Origin of the sequence: Rhodoferax sp. OV413 (assembly GCF_900104385.1) — a bacterium.
In the GTDB taxonomy this organism is placed as follows: domain Bacteria; phylum Pseudomonadota; class Gammaproteobacteria; order Burkholderiales; family Burkholderiaceae_C; genus Rhodoferax_B.
Genome location: NZ_FNJA01000001.1, coordinates 356,855 through 382,085 on the forward strand (window position 1 = coordinate 356,855; position 25,231 = coordinate 382,085).

23 protein-coding genes are annotated in these 25,231 nt (G+C 65.0%); 10 read left to right on the forward strand and 13 right to left on the reverse strand.

Annotation, left to right across the window (positions count from 1 at the left end):
* Positions 1 to 35: 35 nt before the first annotated feature.
* Entirely contained in the window at positions 36 to 1,286 is a 1,251-nt protein-coding gene (locus BLT66_RS01690; RefSeq protein WP_092754990.1) for a winged helix-turn-helix domain-containing protein, read from the reverse strand.
* Positions 1,287 to 1,400: 114 nt separating this feature from the next.
* On the opposite strand from BLT66_RS01690, the gene BLT66_RS01695 reads away from it, so the two are divergent.
* From BLT66_RS01695 to argA, 6 genes are all read left to right on the forward strand, one after another.
* Positions 1,401 to 2,945: a HAMP domain-containing sensor histidine kinase gene (locus tag BLT66_RS01695; RefSeq protein ID WP_255406720.1), complete on the forward strand. Its 1,545-nt coding sequence runs from the start codon at positions 1,401 to 1,403 to the stop codon at positions 2,943 to 2,945.
* Positions 2,938 to 3,537: a hypothetical protein gene (locus BLT66_RS26730; protein ID WP_176954929.1), complete on the forward strand. Its 600-nt coding sequence runs from the start codon at positions 2,938 to 2,940 to the stop codon at positions 3,535 to 3,537. The genes BLT66_RS01695 and BLT66_RS26730 overlap by 8 nt, the downstream gene beginning before the upstream one ends.
* Positions 3,534 to 4,970, forward strand: a complete 1,437-nt coding sequence (locus BLT66_RS01705; protein WP_092754994.1) for a sigma 54-interacting transcriptional regulator — start codon at positions 3,534 to 3,536, stop codon at positions 4,968 to 4,970. The genes BLT66_RS26730 and BLT66_RS01705 overlap by 4 nt, the downstream gene beginning before the upstream one ends.
* A gap of 185 nt (positions 4,971 to 5,155) precedes the next feature.
* Positions 5,156 to 6,691, forward strand: coding sequence for a glucan biosynthesis protein G (locus tag BLT66_RS01710; RefSeq protein WP_176954943.1), 1,536 nt, complete (start codon positions 5,156 to 5,158; stop codon positions 6,689 to 6,691).
* Positions 6,688 to 8,832: a glucans biosynthesis glucosyltransferase MdoH gene (gene mdoH, locus BLT66_RS01715; protein ID WP_255406721.1), complete on the forward strand. Its 2,145-nt coding sequence runs from the start codon at positions 6,688 to 6,690 to the stop codon at positions 8,830 to 8,832. Before BLT66_RS01710 ends, mdoH begins: the two co-directional genes overlap by 4 nt.
* A gap of 95 nt (positions 8,833 to 8,927) precedes the next feature.
* Positions 8,928 to 10,277, forward strand: coding sequence for an amino-acid N-acetyltransferase (gene argA, locus BLT66_RS01720; protein WP_092755000.1), 1,350 nt, complete (start codon positions 8,928 to 8,930; stop codon positions 10,275 to 10,277).
* Here the strand turns inward: argA and BLT66_RS01725 are convergent.
* Positions 10,261 to 11,907: an HD family phosphohydrolase gene (locus tag BLT66_RS01725; protein ID WP_218922543.1), complete on the reverse strand. Its 1,647-nt coding sequence runs from the start codon at positions 11,905 to 11,907 to the stop codon at positions 10,261 to 10,263. The genes argA and BLT66_RS01725 overlap by 17 nt on opposite strands.
* Before the next feature lie 278 nt (positions 11,908 to 12,185).
* Between BLT66_RS01725 and BLT66_RS01730 the strand changes: the two genes are divergently transcribed.
* Complete coding sequence (locus BLT66_RS01730; RefSeq protein ID WP_092755004.1) at positions 12,186 to 13,082, forward strand: aldose 1-epimerase; 897 nt, start codon at positions 12,186 to 12,188, stop codon at positions 13,080 to 13,082.
* Between the two features lie 50 nt (positions 13,083 to 13,132).
* Here the strand turns inward: BLT66_RS01730 and BLT66_RS01735 are convergent, their stop codons facing one another.
* From BLT66_RS01735 to BLT66_RS01770, 8 genes are all read right to left on the reverse strand, one after another.
* Complete coding sequence (locus BLT66_RS01735; protein WP_218922544.1) at positions 13,133 to 14,056, reverse strand: SDR family oxidoreductase; 924 nt, start codon at positions 14,054 to 14,056, stop codon at positions 13,133 to 13,135.
* 73 nt (positions 14,057 to 14,129) lie between these two features.
* Positions 14,130 to 14,708 (reverse strand): TetR/AcrR family transcriptional regulator, encoded by a 579-nt coding sequence (locus BLT66_RS01740; protein ID WP_092755008.1) that lies wholly within the window; start codon positions 14,706 to 14,708, stop codon positions 14,130 to 14,132.
* 44 nt (positions 14,709 to 14,752) lie between these two features.
* Positions 14,753 to 15,259 carry a disulfide bond formation protein B gene (locus BLT66_RS01745; protein ID WP_092755010.1) on the reverse strand — a complete coding sequence of 169 codons (507 nt, stop codon included), beginning with the start codon at positions 15,257 to 15,259 and terminating at the stop codon, positions 14,753 to 14,755.
* Between the two features lie 50 nt (positions 15,260 to 15,309).
* Complete coding sequence (locus BLT66_RS01750; protein WP_092755012.1) at positions 15,310 to 16,428, reverse strand: sulfate/molybdate ABC transporter ATP-binding protein; 1,119 nt, start codon at positions 16,426 to 16,428, stop codon at positions 15,310 to 15,312.
* 12 nt (positions 16,429 to 16,440) lie between these two features.
* Positions 16,441 to 17,379 carry a sulfate ABC transporter permease subunit CysW gene (gene cysW, locus BLT66_RS01755; RefSeq protein WP_092755014.1) on the reverse strand — a complete coding sequence of 313 codons (939 nt, stop codon included), beginning with the start codon at positions 17,377 to 17,379 and terminating at the stop codon, positions 16,441 to 16,443.
* Positions 17,376 to 18,245 carry a sulfate ABC transporter permease subunit CysT gene (cysT, locus tag BLT66_RS01760; protein WP_092755017.1) on the reverse strand — a complete coding sequence of 290 codons (870 nt, stop codon included), beginning with the start codon at positions 18,243 to 18,245 and terminating at the stop codon, positions 17,376 to 17,378. The genes cysW and cysT overlap by 4 nt, the downstream gene beginning before the upstream one ends.
* Positions 18,242 to 19,282, reverse strand: a complete 1,041-nt coding sequence (locus BLT66_RS01765; protein WP_092755020.1) for a sulfate ABC transporter substrate-binding protein — start codon at positions 19,280 to 19,282, stop codon at positions 18,242 to 18,244. The genes cysT and BLT66_RS01765 overlap by 4 nt, the downstream gene beginning before the upstream one ends.
* A 116-nt stretch (positions 19,283 to 19,398) precedes the next feature.
* Entirely contained in the window at positions 19,399 to 20,298 is a 900-nt protein-coding gene (locus BLT66_RS01770; RefSeq protein WP_092755023.1) for a LysR family transcriptional regulator, read from the reverse strand.
* Between the two features lie 115 nt (positions 20,299 to 20,413).
* On the opposite strand from BLT66_RS01770, the gene BLT66_RS01775 reads away from it, so the two are divergent.
* A complete protein-coding gene (locus tag BLT66_RS01775) occupies positions 20,414 to 20,821 on the forward strand; it encodes a tautomerase family protein (protein WP_092755026.1) in 408 nt (135 codons plus the stop codon).
* A gap of 184 nt (positions 20,822 to 21,005) precedes the next feature.
* Here BLT66_RS01775 and BLT66_RS01780 read toward each other — a convergent pair whose 3' ends face one another.
* Complete coding sequence (locus tag BLT66_RS01780; protein ID WP_092755029.1) at positions 21,006 to 21,215, reverse strand: hypothetical protein; 210 nt, start codon at positions 21,213 to 21,215, stop codon at positions 21,006 to 21,008.
* A gap of 201 nt (positions 21,216 to 21,416) precedes the next feature.
* On the opposite strand from BLT66_RS01780, the gene BLT66_RS01785 reads away from it, so the two are divergent.
* Both BLT66_RS01785 and mnmD read left to right on the forward strand, forming a co-directional pair.
* On the forward strand, positions 21,417 to 21,689 hold the full coding sequence (locus tag BLT66_RS01785) for an oxidative damage protection protein (RefSeq protein WP_092755032.1): 273 nt from the start codon (positions 21,417 to 21,419) through the stop codon (positions 21,687 to 21,689).
* A 2-nt stretch (positions 21,690 to 21,691) separates the two neighbouring features.
* A complete protein-coding gene (mnmD, locus tag BLT66_RS01790; protein ID WP_092755035.1) occupies positions 21,692 to 23,428 on the forward strand; it encodes a tRNA (5-methylaminomethyl-2-thiouridine)(34)-methyltransferase MnmC2 in 1,737 nt (578 codons plus the stop codon).
* Here the strand turns inward: mnmD and BLT66_RS01795 are convergent.
* Together BLT66_RS01795 and BLT66_RS01800 are read right to left on the reverse strand one after the other, a co-directional pair.
* Complete coding sequence (locus tag BLT66_RS01795; RefSeq protein ID WP_092755038.1) at positions 23,425 to 24,315, reverse strand: DMT family transporter; 891 nt, start codon at positions 24,313 to 24,315, stop codon at positions 23,425 to 23,427. The two genes, mnmD and BLT66_RS01795, sit on opposite strands and share 4 nt — an antisense overlap.
* A gap of 3 nt (positions 24,316 to 24,318) precedes the next feature.
* Positions 24,319 to 25,104: an SDR family oxidoreductase gene (locus BLT66_RS01800; protein WP_092755041.1), complete on the reverse strand. Its 786-nt coding sequence runs from the start codon at positions 25,102 to 25,104 to the stop codon at positions 24,319 to 24,321.
* Positions 25,105 to 25,231: the final 127 nt, after the last annotated feature.

A 25,231-nucleotide genomic window follows, 5' to 3' on the forward strand; every position in this document is an offset into this window, starting at 1 on the left:
CTGCCCACGGGTAGGCCTGCTCCTACGCCGCAACGCTAAGCCAGCAAGGCCTGGCGCAGCTGCGTCGCCAGCCCACTCGGCTCCGTCCGCCCCAGCCGCACTTCCGGCGTCCCATGCCAAGCCGCACAACGCTGGATCGCCTCCGCCACCGCCCGCACCGCCGCGTCGCTGAGCCGAACGCCCGGCTCCAGAAACAGCGCTTTCACCTCGAACACGCCTTGCGCGCGGTGCGCCTTGGCGTCCAGCCGTCCCACCAGCGCGCCCTTGTGCAGGATGGGCAGCACGAAGTAGCCGTAGGTGCGCTTGTCTTCCGGCGTGTAGCACTCGATGCGGTAGTCGAAGCCGAACATGGCGGAGGCGCGTTCACGGTCCCAGACCAGCGGGTCAAAGGGCGACAGCAGCGCGGTGTGGGTGGCGCGCAGCTTGCCGGCCTGGGCGGTTTGCAGCAGCTCGGCGTGCTGCTGGTGCACGTAGCCGGGCAGCGTCCAGCCCTGCACTTGCACGCGCTGCACCACGCCCTGCTCCACCAGCGCATCCAGGTCAGCGTCCTTCAGGCGCGGCTTCTGGCGGAAGTAGTCATGCACCCAGCGGGCCTGGGTGATGCCCAGCGCCAGGATGGCTTTCTCGGTGAAATGTCTGTGCACGGCGGCGGCTTCGGGCAGCTGGGCGTCGGCCAGGTGCGGGTGTACGCGGTGCGCGAGGTCGTAGACGCGTTGGAAGCTGTCGCGCCGCTTCACCATCAGCTCGCCGCTGGCGAACAGCGCCTCCAGCCAGCGCTTTTCGTCCTTGCGGTCCCACCAGCCGTTGCCGGTCTTACCGTCTTGTCGGGCGAACTCGGACGACTTGACCGGGCCCTTGACATCGATATGCGCGAGCAGATTGTCCAGATGTGCGCGCTGGCTGGTCTGGACTGCCTGGCCGTTCAGCAGGCTCCAATGCCGGCGCGTGTGCTGGTTGTAGCTGCGGTGCAGCAGCACGTCGTCAGTCGGCGCAAAGCAGGCTTCGTGGGCCCAGGTTTCGAACAGATGGCCATCTGCCAGGGCCGCGTCCAGCCAGGCCTGCGGGTAGGCGCCCAGCCGAGAGAACAGCACCAGATACGGGCTGCGCGCCACCACGCTGATGGTGTCGATCTGCAGCAGCTGCATGCGGGCGATGCAGTCGCGCAGCGCCAGCGGGGTGGCCGCCCGGCGCGGCGTGGTCAGCAAGCCCTGGGCGGCCAGCTGCAGCAGACGGGCCTGGGCCAGGGTGAGGGGCGCATTGGCCGGGGTGTCTGAGGGCAAAGTCATTTCACTATTCAATTGATAGCTGCCAGCGCTGATGGAATATGCGCTGGAGGCCTAAAAAGCTTATAAACCGCAGGCAAGGGTGCGAAGGCCAAGCTTGCACAGCATAGCCCGGGCATGACCGCGACGGAGGCCGAGAGGATGGCCTTGCATATGCTGCAGCGCAGCACACCCTTTTATACTGGGCCGACAGCAGCGCCATCCGCCGCGCTGCCCGACTGGACCACCCTCCCCTTGATGTTACGTGCCTCTTTTCGCCAACTGCTGTTGCTGGCTTTTGTGCTGATGTCCGTGCTGCTGGGCGCGGTATCGCTCAGCGGCTTGCAGGCGCTGCAAGGCCTGCTGGCCAAGAGCCGCGAAGCCGGGCAGCAAAGCATCCAGCTGAATCTGTCGACCCGCGGCCTGGCCGAGCGCAGCACCGACATGGAACGCGCGGCCCGCCAGTACCTGGTGCTGGGCGACGACGCGTTGCGCCAGCGCTTCGACGACGCGGCCAACCAGGCGCAGACCCTGCTGCTGCCATTGGGCCAGTACCCGCCAACCCAGGTGCTGACCCAGCAATGGCTGGCCGGGGCGGTGCGCGTGCGCAGCCAGTTGGCCGACCAGCGGCTGGACCTGGCCGCGCGCGAGCAGGCCGTGGCCACCGAATTCCGCGCGCTGGAAAACATCTTGCGCAGCCTGACCCAGCAGGTGCAGCAAAGCATCAGCCAGCGCAACCAGGAGGTGCAGGACGCGCTGGAAACCCAGCGCAACCGGCAGGTGCAGCAGGTGCTGGTGGCCATCGTGGCCGCCGCGGTGGCGGCGCTGGCGTTTGGCTTGTGGCTGACCCGGCCGCTGCGGCGCCTGGGCCAGGCCATCGTGGCGCTGGGCGAAGGCCGGCTGGCCGAGCCGGTGAACATCCGCGGCCCGGCCGACCTGTCCAGCCTGGGCCGCCAGCTCGATTGGCTGCGCCTGCGCCTGACCGAGCTGGACGAAGACAAGGCCCGCTTTTTGCGCCACACCTCGCACGAGCTCAAGACCCCACTGGCCGCCGTGAGCGAAGCTGTGTCGCTGCTGCAAGAGGGAGTGGGCGGCACGCTGGGCGCCGAGCAGGCCGAGATCGTCGGCATCCTGCAGCACAACACCAGCGTGCTGCAGCAGCAGATTGAAGACCTACTGCGCTACAACGCCGCCGCCTTTGACGCACGCCGGCTGCAGCGCCGACCGACCCCGCTGCGCAGCCTGGTCGAGCAGGTGGTGCAAGCCCAGCGCCTGAGCTGGCAGGCGCGCAGCCTGTCGGTGGCGGTGGAAGGCGATGTAGCGCTGGTCCAGCCGGTAGACCCCGAACGCCTGGGGGCAGCGCTGGGCAATCTGCTGTCCAACGCCATCCGCTTCAGTCCGTCGGGCGGCCGCATCCGCTGGTGGGTGGGCACGCTGGGCGACAAGGCGGTGCTGCAAATCAGCGACAACGGCCCCGGCGTACCGGCGGCCGACCGCGAACATATCTTCGATCCGTTTTACCGCGGCAGCCTGCAGCCCCAGGGCCAGGCCCGTGGCAGCGGTATCGGCCTGTCCATCGTGCGCGAACAAGTCAGCGCCCACGGGGGTCAGGTCCGGCTCGCCGCCGATGCGGCGGGCGCCTGCTTTCAAATCCTTTTGCCGTTGGAAAATTCCCATGCATGAGCCAATGCTTCGCCGACTCGGCCTATTGAGTCTGCTCACCCTGGCCGCCTGCAGCTCGGTGGTACTGCCGCCGCCGGCGCCTCCACCGCCCGTGGTCCCTGCCCCGGTCGCCGTGCCACCGCCTGCGCCCGCAGTGCAGATAGTTGCCCCACCCGCGCCAGCGCAGCCGGCCCCGGCCGACGAAGCCGGGCGCCAGCTGCTGCGCTGGCAAGAGGCTTTGCGGGTGGCCGCCCCCGACACCCTGCCCGCCCTGGCCGCCCGCCTGGCGGCCGAGCCCCCCAACCCCGCCAGCACGGTGCACCTGGCCCTGGTGTGGATGAACACCCGCACGCCGGGCGATGTCAACCGCGCCCTGCCCTTGCTGGAGCAGCTGCAGCAGTCGACCGATCCCGCCGCCCAGCCCTGGGGCGACTGGGCGCGGCTGCTCGCCACCCGGGCCGGTGAGCAAAAGCGGCTGGAAGAACAGGTGGCGCGCCAATCGCAGCAGCTGCGCGACAGCCAGCGCCGCATCGACCAGCTGAACGAACAACTGGAGGCGCTGAAGGCCATCGAACGGTCGCTGGCGCCGCGCCGCCTGGACAAAGCGCCATGAACCAGAAACCCCCGACCAGCACGGACCGAAAAGCCACCAACGGCAAGAGCCTGACCAAGATCCTGGTGGTGGACGACGATGCCGACATGCTGCGGCTGCTGTCGCTGCGCCTGGGCGCGGCCGGCTATGGCGTGACTGCAGTGGACAGCGCGGAGGCGGCCCTGGCCCGGCTGGAGGTGCTGCGGCCGCAGCTGGTGCTGAGCGACGTACGCCTGCCCGGCATGGACGGCCTGGCGTTGTTCGACGCGGTGCAGGCCCGGCTGCCCGGGCTGCCGGTGATCCTGCTGACCGCCCACGGCAGCATCCCCGACGCGGTAGATGCCACGCTGCGCGGCGTCTTCAGCTACCTGACCAAGCCGTTTGACGGCAAGGAGCTGATGGCCGCGGTGGAGCGCGCGCTGGCCTTGTCGGCCGCAGCCCGGCCGGTGGCGGGCTCGGCCGGCGAAGCCTGGCGGGCCGAGATCGTCAGCCGCTCGGCGGTGATGGACGAGGTGCTTTCCGAAGCCCGGCTGGTGGCCCCCAGCGATGCATCGGTGCTGATACGCGGCGAAAGCGGCAGCGGCAAGGAACTGCTGGCCCAGGCAATCCACCGCGCCAGTCCACGCGCCCACGGCCCGTTCGTAGCGGTGAACTGCAGCGCCATCCCCGAGGCGCTGCTGGAGTCCGAACTGTTTGGCCACGTCAAGGGTGCGTTCACCGGCGCAGTGGCCCACCACCGCGGTCTGTTCCAGAGCGCCGATGGCGGCAGCCTGTTTCTGGACGAAATCGGCGACATGCCGCCGGCGCTGCAGGTCAAGCTGCTGCGCGTGCTGCAGGAGCGCCAGGTGCGGCCGGTGGGCGCCCAGCAGTCGATCGCGGTGGACGTGCGGATCTTGTCGGCCACCCACCGCGACCTGGATGCTGCGCTGGCCCAGGGCGACTTCCGCGAAGACCTGTATTACCGGCTGAACGTGGTCACGCTGACCCTGCCACCGCTGGCCGAACGGCGCGAAGACATTGCCCTGCTGGCCCAGCACTTTTTGCAGCGCCTGGCCACCAAGTACAGCAAGCCGCTGAAGGGTTTTGCGCCCGACGCGCTGAGCCTGCTGTCCACCGCGGCCTGGCCGGGCAATGTGCGGCAGCTGCACAACGTGGTCGAACAGGTCTGCGCGCTGGCCACCACGCCGCTGGTGCCGCTGGCCCTGGTGCAACGTGCCTTGCGGGTGCCCACAGTCGAGGTGCTGGGCTTTACCGAGGCGCGCAACCGCTTCGAGCGCAGCTACTTGGTGGGGCTGCTCAAGCTGACCGACGGCCAGGTGGCCGACGCGGCCCGGCTGGCCGAGCGCAACCGCACCGAGTTCTACCGCCTGCTGCAAAAACACGGGCTGACGCCTGGCCTGTACCGCGGCGAGTCGCCGGACGGCGACACCCCAGAACCGCCTGTCGCCGACTAGCGACAGGCTATTTATCTTTACAAATCAGCTACTTACGGCCCAGGCCCGGGCCAGGCCCCACAGCCTGTCGCCAATCGGCGACGGTTTTGCCCAAGCAGCTTGTAGGAATACGCTCACAAAGCATGCCAAGTAGTTGATTTGCATAGGTATTTTTGAGTGGCACAGGGTTTGCACTAATACGTGCAATGAACCCTCAACTACACGCTCAACGACACCATCTTTCGCTGGCCGCGCTGCTGCTCGCCGCCCCCATGGCAGTGCTTGCCGCTCCGGGCCGTACCGACTTTGACACCGTAGGCGAACGCGCCAGGGCCCTGGCCGCCCAGCCCTACCGCCCCACGCCCAGCCGCACCCCAGATGTGCTGCGCCAGCTGAGCTACGACCAGATGCGCGACATCCGATTCAAGCCCGAGCGGGCCGCCTGGCGCAGCGATCAACTGCCGTATGAACTGATGTTCTTTCATCTGGGCAAGTACCAGACCGAGCCGGTGCGCATGCATGAAATCACGGCCGAGGGCGACCGCCCTTTCCGCTTCAACCCATCAGACTTCACCTACGGCGCCAACACCTTGAAGCCCGAAACCTGGGGCGATATTGGCCACGCCGGTTTTCGGGTGCATTACCCGCTGAACAACCCGGCGTACAAGGACGAGCTGGTGGTGTTCCAGGGCGCCAGCTACTTCCGTGCGCTGAGCACCGGGCTGCACTACGGCCTATCGGCCCGTGGCTTGGCGGTAGACACCGCTGGCGGCGGCCCAGAAGAGTTTCCGCGCTTTACCGACTTCTGGATCGAAAAACCCACGGCCGGCTCTACAGCGCTGAACGTGCTGGCCCTCCTGGACTCGCCCCGGGTCAGCGGCGCTTATCGCTTTGAAATCCAGCCCGGCAGCACCACCACCATGAAGGTACAGGCCCGCCTGTACCTGCGCGACGCCGGCAAGAACCCGATCAAGACGCTGGGCATCGCACCGTTGACCAGCATGTTCACCTTTGGTGAAAACCAGCCGAGCCGGGATGACTTCCGCCCCGAGGTGCATGACTCCGACGGCCTGATGGTCGCCAGCGGCGAAGGCGAATGGCTGTGGCGCCCGCTGCAGAACCCGCGCAGCCCGCTGGTCACCTCGTTCACCACCCAATCGCCCAAAGGCTTTGGCCTGATGCAGCGCGACCGTAACTTCAGCAGCTATGAAGACAGCGAAGCCAGCTACGAACGCCGCCCATCCGCCTGGGTTACGCCCACCGGCGACTGGGGCGCAGGCCGGGTGGAACTGGTGCAGTTGCACACCCCTGACGAAACCCACGACAACATCGTTGCCTACTGGGTGCCCGCCAAATTGCCCATGCCCGGCCAGCCGCTGGACATTGGCTGGCAGGTAGCCTGGCAAGGCGATGCCCAGCAGCGCCCACCGGCCGCTTGGGTTGCCCAGACCCGCGTGGGCCGCAGCTTTGCTGCCCTGGCGCCCAACGAGCAGCAGCTGATCGTCGACTTCACCGGCCCCGATCTGCCCAAAACCGGCGAAGTACGCGCCATTGCCAGCGCCGACAGCAATGGCCAGATCACCGAACAAAACGTCTACCGCGTAGAGGCCACCGGTGCCTGGCGCCTGGCTCTGCGCGTGAAACCCGTGGACGCCAGCCGCCCCGTGGAACTGCGTGCCTACCTCAGCTCCGGCCCCAACACCATCAGCGAAACATGGACCCACATCCTGGTACCCCTATGACTACACGCTCCTACTCCCGCTCCACGCCGCCCGGCATGCCGCCGATCCAACGCGGCTCCATGCTCGCGCAACCCTGGCTCGGCTTTGTACGCCGGCTGCAGGGTGAACAAGCCCCGGCCGATGCCCCCTGGCGTGCTAGCGCGGCGCGACTGCAAGCCCAGGCTCCGGCCTGGGAAGCCGCAGCCCAGCAACGCCGGCGCTGGCTGATGTTCTGGATTCTGGCCGCCACCGTGTTTGCCACCGCTCTGCTGTGGCGTGCGCAACCCGGGGCTGGTTCCGATTTGATGCTGGCAGCCCAACTAGGCTTGTTTGCGCTGCTGTTTGCCTGGGTCTCGGCGGGCACGGTGACGGCGGTGATGGGCTTTATCGTCACATTGCGCGGCGACCGCCATGCGCTGTCGGCGCGCAGTGCCGAGGGCGTAACCCTGCCGGCCGATGCGCGCACGGCCGTCATCATGCCGATCTGCAACGAAGACGTGACCACGGTGTTTGCCGGGCTGCGCGCCACCTGCGAGTCGCTGGTGGCGTCGGGGGCCGAGCGCCTGTTCGATGTGTTTGTGCTGTCGGACAGCAATGACCCAGCCCTGCGCGCCGCCGAGCTCACCGCCTGGCAAGACCTGCGCGACCAGCTGCAAGCCGGTGGCAGCACGATACGCGTGCACTACCGCTGGCGCCAGCACCGGACCCGCCGCAAGGCCGGCAATGTGGCCGACTTTTGCCGCCGCTGGGGCCGTGGCTACCGCTACATGGTGGTGATGGACGCCGACAGCGTGATGAGCGGCGACACCCTGGTGACTCTGGCCCGCTTGATGGAAGCCCATCCGCGCGCCGGCATCTTACAAACCGCACCCCGCGCCTGCGGCCACGCCACCCTGCATGCCCGGGCACAGCAGTTTGGCAGCCGGGTTACCGGCCGCTTGTTTACCGCCGGCATGCAGTTCTGGCAACTGGGCGAAGCCCATTACTGGGGCCACAACGCCATCATCCGCATTGCCCCGTTCATGGAGCATTGCGCTTTGGCCACCCTGCCCGGCAAGGGCGCGCTGGCGGGCGAAATCCTGTCGCATGACTTTGTCGAAGCCGCCTTGATGCGCCGCGCCGGCTACGAAGTCTGGCTGGTGAATGATCTGGACGGCAGCTACGAGCAGCAACCACCGCATCTGCTGGCCGAGTTGCAACGCGACCGCCGCTGGTGCCAGGGCAATCTGCAGAATGCTCGCCTGTTGGCTGAACCCGGCTTGCAGGCCGTACACCGTGCCATGCTGGGCACCGGGGCCATGGCCTATGTATCGGCGCCGCTGTGGCTGCTGTATGTGGTGCTGGGCGCTGCGCTGTGGCTGCACGACAGCGAAATAAATGTGTGGTCCAACCACAGCGTGGTGACGCTCTGGGCCTCTACCGCCTTGATGCTGGCCCTGCCACGGGTGCTGGGCCTGGCAGCGGTATTGCTGCGCGGTGAACAGCGCGCCTTTGGCGGCACTTTGGCTCTGCTGGGCAGTACGCTGCTGGAAGCAATCTTGTCGATGCTGCAAGCCCCGCTGCGCATGGCTGCGCACAGCCTGTTTGTGCTGGGTGCGCTGACTGGCTGGCGACTGGAGTGGACCTCGCCTCCGCGTGAAGCCAGCGACCTGCCCTGGAGCGATGCTGCCAAGCGCTTCGGTCCGCTGGGCCTGGGCGTGCTGGTACTGCTGGGTACAGTGGCCTGGTTCTCGCCCGCCACCACACTGTGGCTGTTGCCCATGGGCTTGCCGCTGCTGCTGGCCGTGCCATTCACGGTGCTGAGCAGCCAGGGCGCACTGGGTAAACGCTTGCAGGCCCACGGCTGGTTGCTGATCCCGGAAGAAACCTATTCGCCTTCGGTGCTGCGCCAGGCCTGGGGTTATGCCAAGCACCCTGCAGCCCGCAGCAACGCCACTACCTGGCTGGGCGACCTGCCGCGTTTGGCAACCCTGGCGCTGCAGGCACTGGGCCCACGCCATACGGGCCGCGGCCTGCGCGGCGAACAACGCCGCCAACGCGTGCTGCAGCTGAGCCGCATGCACAGCGCCACGCCGAGTTCTGCCGAGCAAATGCGCTTTCTGAGCGAACCGCACAGCCTGCGCCTGCTGCACGCCGCCATCGCCGGCCAGCCGATGCGCTGACACCACGTCGACATTGCGCCCGCAAGAAAGGGCAAGGGCGAACTTCGTAGAGAATCGCGCAATAACTTTGCCCTGCCACCTTTTTTGCGCGTGCCATGACCTCTGTATTCAATTTCACCTTTGTGCCCTGGTTTCGGTCGGTGGCACCGTATATCCACAAATTTCGCAACCAGACTTTTGTGGTTGGCCTGGCCGGCGAAGCCATTGCCGCAGGCAAGCTGCCGAACTTGGCACAAGACCTGGCGATGATCCAGAGCATGGGCGTGAAGATCGTGCTGGTGCATGGCTTTCGCCCCCAGGTGAATGAACAGCTGAAGGCCAAGGGCCACGCGCCCAGGTATTCCCACGGTATCCGCATCACCGACGAAGTTGCGTTGGACTGCGCCCAGGAAGCCGCGGGCCAGCTGCGTTACGAGATCGAAGCCGCCTTCAGCCAAGGCCTGCCAAATACGCCAATGGCCGGTAGCACCGTGCGGGTGATTTCAGGCAACTTCATCACCGCCCGGCCGGTCGGCATTGTGGACGGGGTGGACTTTCAGCATTCGGGCCTGGTGCGCAAGGTGGATACCGGTGGCATTACCCGTGTGCTCGACATGGGGGCGATGCTACTGCTGTCGCCCTTCGGCTTTTCGCCCACCGGCGAAGCCTTCAACCTGACCATGGAAGAAGTAGCCACGTCGGTCGCCAGCGCGCTGCAAGCCGACAAGCTGATCTTCCTGACCGAGGTGCCCGGCATCCGCACCCGCCCCGACGAACCGGAGAGCGAAGACAACCCCATCGACACCGAGCTGCCGCTGGCCGTGGCCGAGAAACTGCTGGCCGAGCTGCCCGCCGCCAACCGGCCCAGCGACACCGCGTTCTACCTGCAGCACTGCGTCAAGGCCTGCAAATCCGGCGTGGAGCGCAGCCACATCATCCCGTTTGCGGTAGACGGCGCGATCCTGCTGGAGGTCTACGTGCATGACGGCATAGGCACCATGGTGGTCGACGAAAAACTGGAAAGTCTGCGCGAGGCCCTGGTGGACGATGTGGGCGGCATCTTGCAGCTGATCGAGCCGTTCGAAAAAGATGGCACCTTGGTCAAACGCAGCCGTACCGAGATCGAACGCGATGCCAACCTGTACACCGTGGTGGAGCACGATGGCGTGATCTTCGCCTGCGCAGCGCTCTACCCTTACCCCGAAGCCCAGACCGGCGAAATGGCCGCGCTGACAGTGTCGCCCCAGGTGCAAGGCCAAGGCGACGGCGAGAAGGTGCTGAAACGCATTGAGCAGCGCGCCCGCGCCGCTGGCCTGCAAAGCATTTTTGTGCTGACCACCCGCACCATGCACTGGTTTATCAAGCGCGGCTTTGTGCAGGTCGACCCCGAGTGGCTACCCGAGGCCCGCAAGCGCAAGTACAACTGGGATCGGAAGAGCCAGGTGCTGGTTAAAAAACTGGGCTAGGCGCTACGTACGGCAGCGTGTCTGCCGGCAGATCCAGCTGCTCGGGGTTCATGAACTGCTCGGCGTAGCGGCGGTACACGCCCTGGCGCATGAACACGTCAAACAGGTCGGGGTCGATATGCCCGTTCTTGCTGAAGCGCACCATCATCTCTAGCGCCTTGGACAGCTTCATGCGCGGCCGGTACGGGCGTTTGGCGCTGGTGAGCGCCTCAAACACATCTGACAGCGCCAGCATGCGCGCCTGCAAGGACATCTGGTGTCGGGTCAACCCCTTGGGGTAGCCTGTGCCGTCCATGCGCTCGTGGTGGGCGCCTGCGTACTCGGGCACGTTCTTCAGGTGCTTGGGCCAAGGCACCTGCTCCAGCATCTGGTTGGTGGCGACGATGTGGTGGTTGACGATTTCGCGTTCCTGCGGATTCAGCGTGCCACGGCGGATGGACAGATTTTCCAGCTCATCGCCTGACAAGAAGGGGCTAGATGCGCCCTCGGGATTGGTCCAGCGGCGCTGGGTGCCAATCTCTCGCACCCGCTGCAGTTGGGCGTCGGTCATGGCGGTCTGGCCGGGGTTGACCTCGCGCAGGAATGCCCGGTCGGCCTCGATGCGGGTCACGGCCGCTTGCTTTTGCTCGGCCAACGCCGCCTCGGCAGCCGGATCGGTACAGGTGCGCAAGGCCAGTTGCTGGCGCAGCATGGCGATCTCGGCATCGCGCTTGAGGACTTCAAAGCGGGTGTCGATCAGCCCGATGCGGTCGTACAAGGTCTGCAACTTGGTGGCTTTGTCCACCACATGGACGGGGGTGGCAATCTTGCCGCAGTCGTGCAGCATGCCGGCGATCTTCAGCTCGTAGCGGTCACGCTCGGTCATGCTGAAACTCGCATACGGCCCTTCGGTCACCGCGTCCACCGCCTCGGCCAGCATCATGGTCAGCGCCGGCACCCGCAGGAAACGGCCGCGCGCATAAGGCGACTTTTCATCAATCGCGGTATTGATCAGCTTGATGAAGGCCTCGAACAAGGTTTCCAGCTGGTTCACCAGCAGCCGGTTGCTCAGGGCAATCGCGGCCTGCGAAGCCAGCGACTCGACCAGGCGCTGGTCGGCCTCGGAGAAGGTGACGACCCGGCCCGTGTCGGGCTCCATGGCATTGATGAGCTGCAGCACACCGATGACTTCGCCCTCAAAGTTCTTCAGCGGCACGGCCAGGAACGACTGCGAGCGGTAGCCGGTTTGGGTATCGAACTTGCGGGTACCCGAGAAGTCGAACTCCGGCTCGGTATAGGCGTCGGCCACATTCACCGTGCGGTCATGGATCGCCACATAGGTGGCGACCATGGTGTCGTTGAAGCCGCCCTCGGCGTTGATCAGCTGCAGGGGCGCAAAAGCAATTGACCGGCCGGTGGTGCCGCCCAGAAAGATATCCAGCGAATTGGTGCGCATGATTTCGAAACGCAGCGCACTGCCATCCTCGGTCATGCGGTAGAGGGTGCCGCCATCAGCCTGGGTGATGTTCTTGGCGGCAATCAAAATGCCTTCCAGCAAACCGTTGATGTCCCGTTCTTTGGACAATGCCGCACCGATAGCATTGAGTTGATCGAGTCGGCCGAGCAAGTCGCCGACGAGGTCCATCGTCATAGTGTCATCATCCCGAATGAATCTGGCAAAAAGTCTTACAAATAGATCAGATTACCATCAAATCACGTTTTGATACAGATTGCTTCCTCAGCCTTGATGAAGCCCATTTCAGGGCCTGTAAAAAGCCCTGTCCCGCAGGTAAAGCTGCAGGCACACCAACCCAGCGATGGCATTGCCAGTAACATTCGGCCCGCACAATATGCGATGAAGATCCGGTAGAGGCGACCCAAAGTGCCCTGCCATTGCAAAGCATTCCCTCACCAATAATCAGACAATACATGACGACCTCTATCGAACTCCGCGCTGGCGAACTCCATCTGACCCTGGCCCCGCAGGTCGGGGGCTCGATTGCCCGCTTCTACAGCCAACGCGGCACCCAGCAACAGCAATGGCTGCGCGCAGCCGATACGCTGGATCCGGCCAAGCCCTGGACCATGGGCAGCTTCCCGCTGGTGCCCTATGCCAACCGCATCCGCGATGGCCGCAGCAGCTTCGGGCCGCGGGCCTTGAACCTGGCCTCCAATTACCCGGACTCCAAACACGCGATCCATGGCACGGCCTGGCAGCAGCCCTGGCAGGTGCTGGCCCAGGCCGCGGACCACGCCACCCTGGCCCTGGACTACACGCCTGGCGACTGGCCCTATGCGTTCCGTGCAGTGCAAGAGTTCAAACTGGATGTGCAGGCTGGCCTGACACTGGTTTTGTCGGTCACCAACCTGGACAGAGTGGACATGCCGGTCGGCGTGGGACATCATCCGTACCTGCCGCACCGGCCCGGTACGCGCCTGACCACCGGCGTGCAAGCCATGTGGGGCGGCGATGCCGAAGTCATGCCCACCAGCCTGCAGACCCCGGCCTTTCTGGAAACCCTGCGCAGCGGCATCGCGTTGGATACGCTGGACCTGGACAACAACTTCATAGGCTGGAACCGCCACGCCCGCGTCGATTGGCCCGACACCGGCACCGCACTGGTGATGACGGCCGAAGCGCCTTTCGATTACTTCGTTCTGTACTGCCCCAAGGGTGGCGAGGCCTTCTGCATCGAGCCGGTCAGCAATTGCACCGACTGGATGAACCTGGCCCAGCAAGGCCAAGGCGACGTGGGCGGCCAGCTGCTGGCACCCGGCGCCACGCTACACACCACCATGGTGTTGCAGCCTGTCTGGCCGGCCTAGGCCGCCGCCAGGCATGCGCAAACACGCCCCGGCCCTCCGCTAGCGTAAAACTATCGCGTGGGCAGCCAATGCGCGCCGGTTAAATCATCCGACACCGCCCACAAACGGGCGGCTACCGACGCATCCTGGGCCTGGGCCGCCACCACGGCCGGGGCTGGCGGGCCTTTGAGTTCATAGAATCCGCGCGGCCCGTAATAGCTGCCGGGCTGGGCTTGCGGGCCGATGGCGGCCAGCAAGACAGGAAGCGCACCCTGCGCAGCCGAATGGCTGACGATGGGCAGCGCCCAACGATTCACCATGGTCAACAGTCCACCCAGCCCGGGCCCATTCGCAATCAGGTCGGTACGTGCATAGCCAGGATGGGCCGCATAGCTGCTCAGGCCCCAGCCCTCGGCCGCACTGCGGCGCTGCAACTCCAGGCTAAACATCAGCATGGCCAGCTTAGACTGGCCATAGGCTGCCCAAGGCTGGTAGCTGCGCTCCCAGTGCAAATCGTCAAACAGGATGGCGGCACGGCGGTGCGCCAGGCTGCTGAGATTGACCACCCGCGCCGCTCGGCTGCGGCACAGCAGGGGTAACAAGCGCGCGGTCAAGGCGAAGTGGCCGAGGTAGTTGGTGCCTAGCTGCAGCTCGAATCCATCGGCCGTGCTGCGGCGCTGCGGTGGTGCCATCACGCCCGCGTTGTTGACCAGAATATCGATGGGCTGGGCTTCGGCCAACAACCTATCCGCAAAAGCATAGACCGAGGCCAGGCTCGCCAGATCCAGCAGGCCAAAGCGCAGCTGCGCGTTAGGGTGGATGCGCAGAATGTGCGCGACCGCGGCCTGGCCTTTCTTGGCGTCGCGCCCGGCCAGCACGACCTCGGCCCCGGCGCCGGCCAAGGCCAGAGCGGTTTCAAAGCCCAGGCCGCCCACGCCGGTCACCACCACCCGCTTGCCGGTTTGGGGCGGAATGTCTTTCACAGTCCAATCCATGCGGTTTTCTCCATGCATGCAGTCACAAGAACACTTTATGCGTGAGTAATCACGCATCTAAAAATCAAAAAAATTACGCAGCGAAAGCGATACCGTTCCACAGCACTTCAAAACCCGCACGCTGGTAGCTGGCGGCCGCCTGCGGGTCTTGCGCCATGCAGCCTATCGTGGCCTCGGCCAGGCTGGACATGCAGGCCCAGATGAAGGGCACGGGATAGTCGCGCAGCACCTGGCTGGCGATGCTGGCCTTGCACACCTGCTCGATCTCGGCAAACGGTCCCGAAGCCACGGTGCGGGACTCTGCCGTGATGTAGGCGGAGGTATGCAGCTGGGCCATCGCCAGCTTTTTGGCGGGCTGTGCGGCACCCCATTCCACATAGCGGTCCCACACATGCTGCAGCTGCTGGCGGATGGCCGCGTGGCGCGGAAAGCTGGCCATCATGGTGTCTGCCATCTCGCGCTTGATGTCCAGGTACAGCGCGTTCACCAGCGCGTCCTTGGTCTTGAAATAGGTGAACAGCGTGCCCTCGGCCACGCCTGCAGCTTTGGAGATCGCCGAAGTCGGTGTAGCCGAAAGCCCGCGCTCGGCGATCACCCGCACCGCAGCATCCAGGATGGCGGCGTGTTTGTCTTCGCTACGGGGTCGGGCCATGGAGATTCAATATAACTGAGTGTTCACTCAATTATAAACCCTACTCAACGGCGGCTGAGCTTGCGCGCCAGGAACACCAGCGCCAGCAGCGTAATCAACGCAAAGCAGATGAACGACCAGTTGGCGATGGAGCCGCCCAGAAAGGTCCAGTCGATCACCGTGCAATCGCCGCCGCCCTTGAAGATCATGGGGATCGCACGCTTGAGGGGAAAGGTTTCGATCATGCCGTAGAGGTCGCGGCCGCAAGTGGCCACCTCGGGCGGATACCACTGCAGGAAGCTCTGGCGGGCTGCCACAAAAGCGCCAAAACCGGCCACCAGCAGCACCAGAAACGCCCCGCCAATTTGCAAGCTTTTTTTGCCGCTAGCGCTTACAAGGCCTGCGATGATAGCTACCAAAACGAGAGCATAGCGCTGCACGATGCACATCGGGCACGGCTCCAGCCCCACCACGTGCTGCAGGTACAAACCAAAAGCCAGCAGGCCGATACAGCCCAGGCACACCAGCAACCATACGCGGCGCGGCGCGCGATCTATCCAGTTCAACAACATCCCATGCTTTCAAAAAATGCGCCCACCGGACGCACTTTTGAGCAAGAGCATCAGGCCGACACGGACTCCACAAACACCTTGGCGCGGCGCGGTGTGACCACCAGCGTATCGCCCTCGTTCAAACCCAGGTCCCGGAACTGCTGCGCAGGCAACTGCGCTTCGACCAGATTGTCCAGAGTATTGTCCACGGCTTGGTTCGTCTCGATGGGCGTTAGTTCCAAACGGGCAATCGGGCCGATCACCAACGCCCGGCTCAACGTCACCACCATGCCCAGGGGTTTGCCGGCTGCGTCCAGGCCCTCGCCCTTCACATAGCGCCGCACTTCGATGTCATGCGGGCGCACATAGGCAAAGGCTTTAGCGTCCTGCGCATCGGGATGCTCGGGCGCCTGGATCTTGATGCCTTCAAGCTGCACCTCACCCTCGTGGGCACGGCCATGGAACAGGTTCACATCACCCAGGAAACCGTAGACAAAGGGGCTAGCCGGGTGGTCCCAGACCTGTTGCGGCGAGCCGATCTGCTCGACCTTGCCTTTGTTCATCACCACCACGCGGTCGGCTACCTCCAGCGCCTCTTCCTGGTCGTGGGTGACGAAGATGCTGGTCACGTTCAGGTCGTCGTGCAGGCGGCGCAACCAGCGGCGCAACTCTTTGCGCACCTTGGCGTCCAGCGCACCAAACGGCTCGTCCAGCAGCAAGACCTTGGGCTCAACGGCCAGGGCGCGTGCCAGCGCAATCCGCTGGCGTTGACCGCCGGACAGCTGCGACGGGTAGCGGTTCGCCAGCCAGTCAAGCTGCACCAAGCCCAGCAGCTCGTGCACCTTGGCCTTGATCACCGCCTCGCTGGGGCGCAGGCCGCGCGGTTTGACACGCAGGCCGAAGGCCACGTTCTCGAACACCGTCATGTGGCGGAACAGCGCGTAATGCTGGAACACAAAGCCGACCTGGCGCTCGCGTACATGCACATCGGTGGTGTCTTCGCCGGCGAAATGGATGCTGCCGGCGTCTGGCGTTTCCAGCCCGGCGATGATGCGCAGCAGCGTGGTCTTGCCGCAGCCAGACGGGCCCAGCAAGGCCACCAGTTCGCCGGATTCGATGTCTAGGCTGACATCGCCCAAAGCGGTGAAGTCGCCGAACTGCTTGTGGATATTGCGGATTTCGATACTCATGGGGGACTTTCTTTAACTGGCAGTCACGGCAACCCGCGCACTCAGCGAGGCGGACACATTGGCAAGCACGGGCTGCTCGGGCGGCGTTTCGGCGATGGCTTTGAGTTCGCGCTCGATGCGCCATTCGGCCACCGACTTGATCACCAGGGTCACCAGCGCCAGGATGGCCAGCAGCGAGGCCACGGCAAACGCGGCCACCGACTGGTATTCGTTGTACAAAATTTCTACGTGCAGCGGCAAGGTATTGGTCTGGCCGCGGATATGGCCGGACACCACCGACACCGCGCCAAACTCGCCCATGGCACGGGCGTTGGTCAGGATCACGCCGTACAGCAGACCCCATTTGATGTTCGGCAGGGTCACGTGCCAGAAGGTCTGCCAGCCGGTCGCACCGAGCACGATGGCCGCCTGCTCTTCGTCATTGCCCTGGGCCTGCATCAGCGGAATCAGCTCGCGGGCGATGAACGGAAAGGTCACGAATATCGTCGCCAGCACGATGCCGGGCACGGCGAAGATGATCTTCAGGTCGTGCGCCTGCAGCCAGGGGCCGAACCAGCCATGGGCGCCAAACAGCAGCACATAGACCAGGCCCGCCACCACCGGCGACACCGAGAACGGCAGGTCCACCAGCGTGGTCAGGAACGACTTGCCCCAGAACTCGTACTTGGCAATCGCCCAGGCCGCAGCCACGCCAAACACCAGGTTCAGCGGCACGGCAATCGAGGTGGCCAGCAGCGTCAGCTTGATCGCGTCCCAGGCGTCGGGCTCGCGCAGCGCTTCAAAATAAGCGCCAGCGCCTTTGCGGAAGGCCTCGGTAAACACCGCCGCCAGTGGCAACACCAAAAACAGGAACAGGAACACCAGAGCCACACTCAGCAGCGTGGTGCGCACCCAGGCGGATTCGGTGGTGCCGGCCTGGGCGCGGCGCGCGGGTTTCAGGCTGGCGCTCATGCAGGTGCTCCTGTGTGGCGGCGCTGCCAGGCCTGCAAGGCATTGATCAGCAGCAGCAAGATGAAAGAGATGACCAGCATCACCAACGCCACCGCGGTCGCACCCGCGTAGTCGTACTGCTCGAGCTTGCCGACGATGATCAGCGGCGTGATCTCGGACACCAGGGGCATATTGCCAGCGATAAAGATCACCGAGCCGTATTCACCAATCGCCCGGGCAAAGGCCATGGCAAAACCGGTCAGCAGCGCGGGGGTGATGTGCGGCAGGATCACGCGGGTGAAGATCTGCAAGCGGGTCGCGCCCAGCGAGGTAGCGGCCTCTTCCAGCTCTTTCTCGGCATCTTCCAGTACCGGCTGCACCGTGCGCACCACGAAGGGCAGGCCAATGAAGATCAGCGCAATCACGATGCCGGCCGGCGTAAACGCCAGCTTGATGCCCATGGGCTCCAGGTACTGGCCGATCCAGCCGTTACCGGCCAGCAATGCCGTCAGCGAAATACCGGCAACGGCGGTGGGCAAGGCGAACGGCAGGTCCACCAGGGCATCCACGATCTTCTTGCCGGGAAAGTTGTAGCGCACCAGCACCCAGGCGACCAGCAGGCCGAACACCAGGTTCACCAGCGCGGCAAACAGCGAGGCGCCAAAGGTCAGGCGGTACGAGGCCATTACCCGCTCGCCCGTGACCGCCGTGACGAACTGGTCCCAGGTCAGGTTCAGGGTGTTGAACACCAGGGCCGACAGCGGAACCAGCACGATCACGCACAGGTAGAACAGCGTGTAGCCCAGGGTCAGGCCGAAACCGGGCAGCACCCGTTTGGCCTTGCCGGTTTTGGCGCGTGCCAGGGGATTGAAAACCGCAGCTGTCATTTAGCGCCCAGCGTGTAGATCTTGTCGAACTGGCCACCGTCGTTGAAGTGCACCTTCTGCGCTTCGCCCAGGCTGCCGAACAGCTCGTTCACCGTAAACAGCTGGATGGGCTTGAACACTGCCACGTATTTCTTCAGGATCGCTTCGTTGCGCGGACGCAGAGCGTGCTGGGCAGCAATCTCCTGCGCCTCGTCGGAGTACAGGTAATCCAGGTATTCCTTGGCCAGCGCGGCTGTGCCCTTCTTGGCCACCGTGCGCTCCACCACTGCCACCGGGTTTTCGGCCACCACGCTGATGCTGGGGTGTACCGCATCGACCTTGCCGGCGCCGAATTCACGGTCTATCGACACCACTTCGGACTCGAAGGTCACCAGCACGTCGCCAATATTGCGTTGCAGAAAGGTGGTGGTAGCCGCGCGCCCGCCCTGGGCCAGCACCGGCACGTTCTTGTACAACTTGGCTACGAATTCAGCGGCCTGGGCATCACTGCCACCCTTCTTCTTGGCGTAGCCCCAGGCGGCCAGATAGGCGTAGCGGCCGTTGCCACCGGTCTTGGGGTTCACCACCACCACCTGGATGCCGGGCTTGACCAGGTCATCCCAGTCCTTGATGCCCTTGGGGTTGCCATTGCGCACCAGGAACAGCATGGTCGACGTGGTGGGCGAGGCATTGCCCGGGAACTTCTTATTCCAGTCCTTGGCGACCACGCCCTTGTCGGCCAGGAAGTCGATGTCGGTCGAGGTATTCATGGTCACCACGTCAGCGTCCAGGCCTTCGGCTACCGAACGGGCGATGGCGCTGGAGCCGGCATGCGACTGGTCGATCTTCACATCCTTGCCAGTGGTCTTCTTGATATGGGCCACAAAAGCCGCGTTGTAGTCCTTGTAGAACTCGCGTGCCACGTCATACGAGCCATTGAGCAGCGTGGTCTGCTGCGCCGATGCCAGGCCGCTGGCGGCGATCACTACGCCCGCAAACAGGCTACGGAGCGTGACGGAAGAGCGGAGGAAGCCGGTACCACGGGGAAGATTGCGCATGCTTAAACCTGACCAATAAAGTTGTAAGCAATATTGTCCCGGCAAACCCATAGGCGGCTAACAACTGATTTTTTGTTTACATAGCCGGATTTGGAATATAGAAAGACGCAAACGGGTTAAGCCGCGGCATCCCCGCCCGCCAGCCACTCCTTCCAGTAGTCCACGCAGGCGCGGATCTTGGGCAGCCGGTGCCGCTCCTGCAACATCACCGCATAGATCGGGCTGGGAGGGCTGGGAAAGTGGTCTTGCAGCAGCGGCACCAGGGCACCACTGCGTACCAGCGGCCGAGCCATCAAGTCGGTCAGCCGCGCAATCCCCACGCCATGCTGCACCAGCGCGGTCATCACCGCAGAATTATCGGCCCGGGTATGGCTTTTGGCCACCCAGTCCTGCGGGCTGTCCGCGGGCCCCCATTGGTTCATGGCCAGGCTGGCACTGCTGGTGATGATGCGGTGCTGCTTCAAATCATCCGGGTGCTGCGGCGTGCCAAACGCGGCCAGGTACGCGGGCGCGGCGTACAAGGTGCGGCTATGGATGCCGATCTGCCGTGCCACCAGGGTGTCGCTGGCCGGGCTTCCCGTGCGGATCGCCACGTCAATGCCGTCCCGCGCCATGTCCACCACCCGGTCGTCGGCGGCAATGTCCAGATGCAGCTGGGGATGGCGCTGGTACAGGCCAGCCAGGCCCGGGGCAATCACCGATTCGGCCATCAGCGCACTGGCGCCGACCCGCACCCAGCCACTGGGGCCGCTGATCTTGCCGCGCAGCTCGCTGTCCAGCTCGGCTGTAGCGTCCAGCATGCGCCGGGCATAGGCCAGAAAGGTGTCGCCCTCGTCGGTCAGGCTCAGACCGTGGGTGGTGCGGTGCGCCAGGCGCACGCCGCAGCCGGCCTCCAGCCGCACCAGGGCGCGGGTCACCTGGCTGACCGGCACACCCCGCTCGCGGGCCGCGGCAGACAGCGTGCCCAGCTCGGCAATGCGGCCGAACAAGGCGATGTCGTCAAGCTGGATATCCATCGCCGGATTGTGGCTTGTTTTGCACATACCGCAAAACCAAAATGCTTTTCATACGGTTTCGGCAGTTTGCTTAACTGCCTAAAGTGCAATCCACACCCACTACGAGACCTGTTCCATGCCCTACCTGCACATCCAACTCAGCCTGCCCGCCTCTGCTGGCGTGGCCTCCGAAGTCGGCGCACTGCTCACCGAGCTGACGGCGAGCATCCTTCAGAAGAAGCACGAACTCACCGCGGTATCGGTCGAATTTGTCGATCCACAGCATTGGTTCATTGGCGGTGCATCCCTGGCAAGCCAGCATCTGCGCAGCTTCTACCTGCACGTCCAGGTGACAGAAGGAACCAACACCAAGGATGAAAAAGCCCGCTACGTGGCCCAGGTATTTGCCGGGCTGGAGTCGCTGCTCGGGCCCTTGGCACCGGCCAGCTACGCCGTAGTGCAGGAAGTGCACGCCGACGCCTGGGGTTACCAGGGCCGCACGCAGGAATACCGCTATGTCCAGGCCCAGCCTGCTAGCCGCTGAGGCCTTTATTTATGAGTACGCAACGACCAGACTACCCAGACTACCAAAGGCTACACAAGCTGGCCTTGCGCCGGGCCCAGGTATTGCGCCGGGAAGCGATGGACGACTTCTGGCGCGGAATCGCAGCGGGGCTGTACCGGATCAGCGCAGCGATAGTCCGCACTTTCCCGCGCGGTCAGCGGCTTCAGCGGCGTCCGCCACCACCGCGCCAATAGCCAGGCCGCCCGTAGTAGTACGGCGAATAGTACGGCCGCGGCGCCACATAGACCTGCGGCTGCACGACGACTTCGGGCTGCTCGTACACCGCCGGGCCATAGGCGCGGGGGCCATACGGCGCAACCACGCAGCCGCTGACGGTACAGGCTAGCAACACAACAGAAATGGCAGCTCGCATAGAAAGTCTCCTCAAATACAGTCATTCCACAACGTGGTAGCCGTGTAACAAGCCGACGTGGTGGGCATGAAGTTCTGTAAAGTCCCGGCAGGCCGCGAGTTCCCGGGTCGCCTCTGGGGCGTTGCAAACATTGCTAAAGTCGCACCCTGCATCGCGCGCCCACCGGGCTCGCCCCTCTCTTTAAATCTATAAGGTTCCCACATGGCACGCATGGTCCACTGCATCAAACTCGACAAAGAAGCCGAAGGCCTGGACTTCCCCCCGTATCCCGGCGATCTGGGCAAACGCCTTTGGGAGAACGTCAGCAAGGAAGCCTGGGCCGCCTGGCTCAAGCACCAAACCATGCTGGTGAATGAAAACCGCCTGAACCTGGCCGACCTGCGCGCCCGCCAATACCTGGCCCGCCAGATGGAAAACCACTTCTTCGGCAGCGGCGCCGATGCCGCCCAGGGCTACGTCCCCCCCACACCCTGATCTTGGCCGAGCCGATTGAATGGCTGGCCGACGGCACGCCGTTCAGCCCGCGCTTTAGTGACCGCTACCGCAGCGAATCCGGCGGGCTCACCCAAGCCAGCGAGGTCTTTTTCAAAGGCTGCGGCCTGCCCGATGCCTGGGCCGACCAGGCCCAATGGCGGATTCTGGAAACCGGTTTTGGCCTGGGCCTGAACTTTCTGGTTACCTGGGCTGCCTGGAAGGCCGACCCGCAACGCCCCCAACTGCTGCATTTCGTCTCTATCGAAGCCTGGCCCGCCAGCGCCGACGACCTGCTGCGCAGCTTTGCGGCCCACCCCGAACTCCTGCCGCTGGCCACGCAATTGCACGCCCAGTGGTGGGAGCTGTCGCCCGGCTTCCACCGCCTGGTGTTTGAAGGCGGCCAGGTCATGCTGACGCTGTGCATAGGCGATGCCCAGCCCATGCTGCGGGAAATGGTGTTCGAGGCCGACAGCGTGTACCTGGACGGCTTCAGCCCGCAGCGCAACCCGGAAATCTGGAGCCTGCACACGCTGAAAGCCGTGGCCCGGCATTGCCGGCGCGGCACCCGGGTCGCCACCTGGACCATTGCCCGCGCGGTGCGCGACGGCCTGGCCCAGTGCGGCTTTGAGGTGCAAAAAACCCCGGGCGTGCCACCCAAGCGCGACAACCTGCAAGGCAGCTTCAACCCGCAATGGGAGCCGCGCAAACCACCGCTGGCCGCGCCCATGCCGCCCAGCCACTGCGTGGTCATCGGGTCGGGCGTGGCCGGCGCGGCGGTGGCGGCCAGCCTGGCACGGCGCGGCTGGAAGGTCACGGTACTGGACGCCGCTGCGGCGCCTGCAGCCGGGGCATCCGGCCTGCCGGGCGGTGTGCTGGCGCCGCTGGTGTCCAAAGACGACAACCAGCTGTCGCGCCTGTCGCGCAGTGGTATCCGCGCCACCCTGCAACAGGCTGCGGCCTTGCTGAAAGCCACTGAGGACTGGCAGCCCTCGGGCGTTCAGGAAATGCGCGCCGACGATAGCCCGCTGTGGCATGCGCATGCGGGCTGGATCAAACCGGCCCGGCTGGTACAGGCCTGGCTGGACCAGCCCAACATCACGTGGCAAGGCAATGCCCGGGCTGAGCGTTTGCAACAGGTTGCCGATGGCTGGCAAGTCTGGGGCACCGACGGCCAGCTGCTGGCGCAAGCCCCGCTGGTGGTGGTCGCCGCCGCCCTGGGCAGCGCCGCACTGGCCGGGGTGGCGCTGCCCTTGCAGCCTATACGTGGCCAGGTCAACATGGGCACGCGTGGAGCTGAGGTGCTGCCGCCCTACCCCGTCAACGGCCACGGCAGCTTCATCCCCGATCTGCCTACGGCCCAAGGCCGGCGCTGGATCATGGGCGCCAGCTTCGAGCGTGACAACGCCCAGGCCGACATCACCGCTGCCGACCACCAGGCCAACCTGGAACGCCTGCAGGTGCTGCTGCCCGATGCCGCCCTGGCCCTGCAAGCCCAGTTCGGCGATGGCAGGCTGCAGGCCTGGGCCGGCGTGCGCTGCGCGGCGCCGGATCGCCTGCCTATGGTCGGCTGCATCGCGCCCGGCCTGTGGGTCAGCACGGCCATGGGATCGCGGGGCCTGAGCTTTGCGCACCTCTGCGCCGAGCTGCTGGCCGCGCAACTGCACGGCGAGCCCTGGGCAGTGGAGAAAAAACTGGGGGCTGCGCTGGACGTGCTGCGCGTGCTGAAACCGCGCGGCTAGCGGTGCGCGCGGATCGAGGCGACGATGCCCAGGGTGAACAGCAATACAGCCAGCCACTGCAAGCCGCTGGGCCATTGACCGTCCCAGACAAAGGAATACAGCAGGCCGAACAGGGTTTCGCTGACGATCAGCTGGCCGCACAGGCTGGCGCCCAAACGCTGCGACGCGATGCTCCAGCAGACGGTGGCCAGCCAACCCGAGCCCACGCCTATCGCTACAAATACAATAGCTGCCAGCGCTTTATCTTCCTGCGCCAGCAGCACTTTTGGCTCTGAACCCACGAGCAGCCACAAACCCATGGCGCCGACACCGGTGGCAATGCCCAGCCAGTTGGTCCAGTCGCTGGCCCGCACCTCGGGGTGGCGCTTCAGCCAGGCCGAGTTCCACACTGCAAACGCCGTCCAGCTGGCCATGGCCGCCAGTGCAAAGCCAATGCCGCGCCAGGTATGCGGATAGGCCGTGGTGTCACCCGCCTGCTGCACGCCGAGCATCAGCGCCAGCCCGGCAATGGTCAGCACCAGACCCGGCAGCAAGGCCGACCAGCGCAAATGCCCGGGCTTGCCCAACAGCATCACCCAGACCGGAATCGTGCCGATGATCAGCGTCGGCAGCTCGGTGCCCGCGTCCACAATCGCCAGGGCCAGCAGCCAGTAGTAGCCGGTAAACCCCAGCATGCTCAGGCCCAGCGCCGCCCACGCCTGCTGCCGCGTCGGCCGGGGCCGCGAGCGCCAACCCGCACACACCAGCACGGCCGCAAACGCGCCGTAGACAACAAACCGCCCCACGGTCACATCCACCGGCGCAAAGCCGCTGAGCACCCGTGGCGCGACGAACACCAGGCCCCACAGCGCACCGGCCGCCAGGCCGGCCAGAATGCCGGTCAGCAACGGTTAGGCAGCACCAAAGCCATCGTCGGCCGCGATCACCGCACCATTGATGAAATGGCTCTGCCCGCTAGCCAGCATCACCAGCAGCGCGTCCAGGTCTTCCGGCTTGCCGACGCGCTTGCGCGGCAGCATGTTCACCAGCTTCTGACCCTGCTCGGTGCCCCAGTGGTGGTGGTTGATTTCGGTGTCGATATAGCCGGGGCAGATGGCGTTCACGTTGATGCCGTACTTGCCCCACTCCACCGCCATGGCCTTGGTCATCTGGATCACCGCGGCCTTGCTCATGCAGTACACGCCGATCTGCGGCAGCACCTTGAGCCCGGCCATGCTGGCGATGTTGATGATGCGCCCACCGGTAAAGCTGCCCGGCGCCGAGCCCTGAGCGCGCGCCAGCATGCGCTTGCCGACCTCTTGCGCCACAAAGAACGCGCCGCGCACATTGGTGTTGAACATGAAGTCGAAGTCGTCTTCGCTCACGTCCTGGATGCGCTGGGTGGTGCTGACGCCCGAGTTGTTGACCAGGATGTCGATCGAGCCGACCTCGGTCTCGGTATGCGCCACGGCCGATTTGATCGAGTCGTTGTCGCTCACGTCCAGCTCGACCACGGTGGCGTCGCCGCCCTCGGCGATGATGTGGGCGCGCAGCTCCTTGAGCTTGTCAATGCGGCGGCTGGCCAGTACCACGGCCGCGCCAGCCTGTGCCAGTGTGCGGGCAAACTGCGCGCCCAGCCCGCCAGAGGCGCCGGTGACCAAGGCCACGCGGCCCGAAAGATCCATGCTGTATGCCATTGCGAGTGTCTCCAAGATGATGCAGGAATGGCCCGATTGTGACAGTGCGCCTGCGCCAGTCCGCATAAAATCGCGGCGATTTTGTCCGTCCCCGTAACAGTGCCGTAACCGCTGTCGCCCGCCCCAC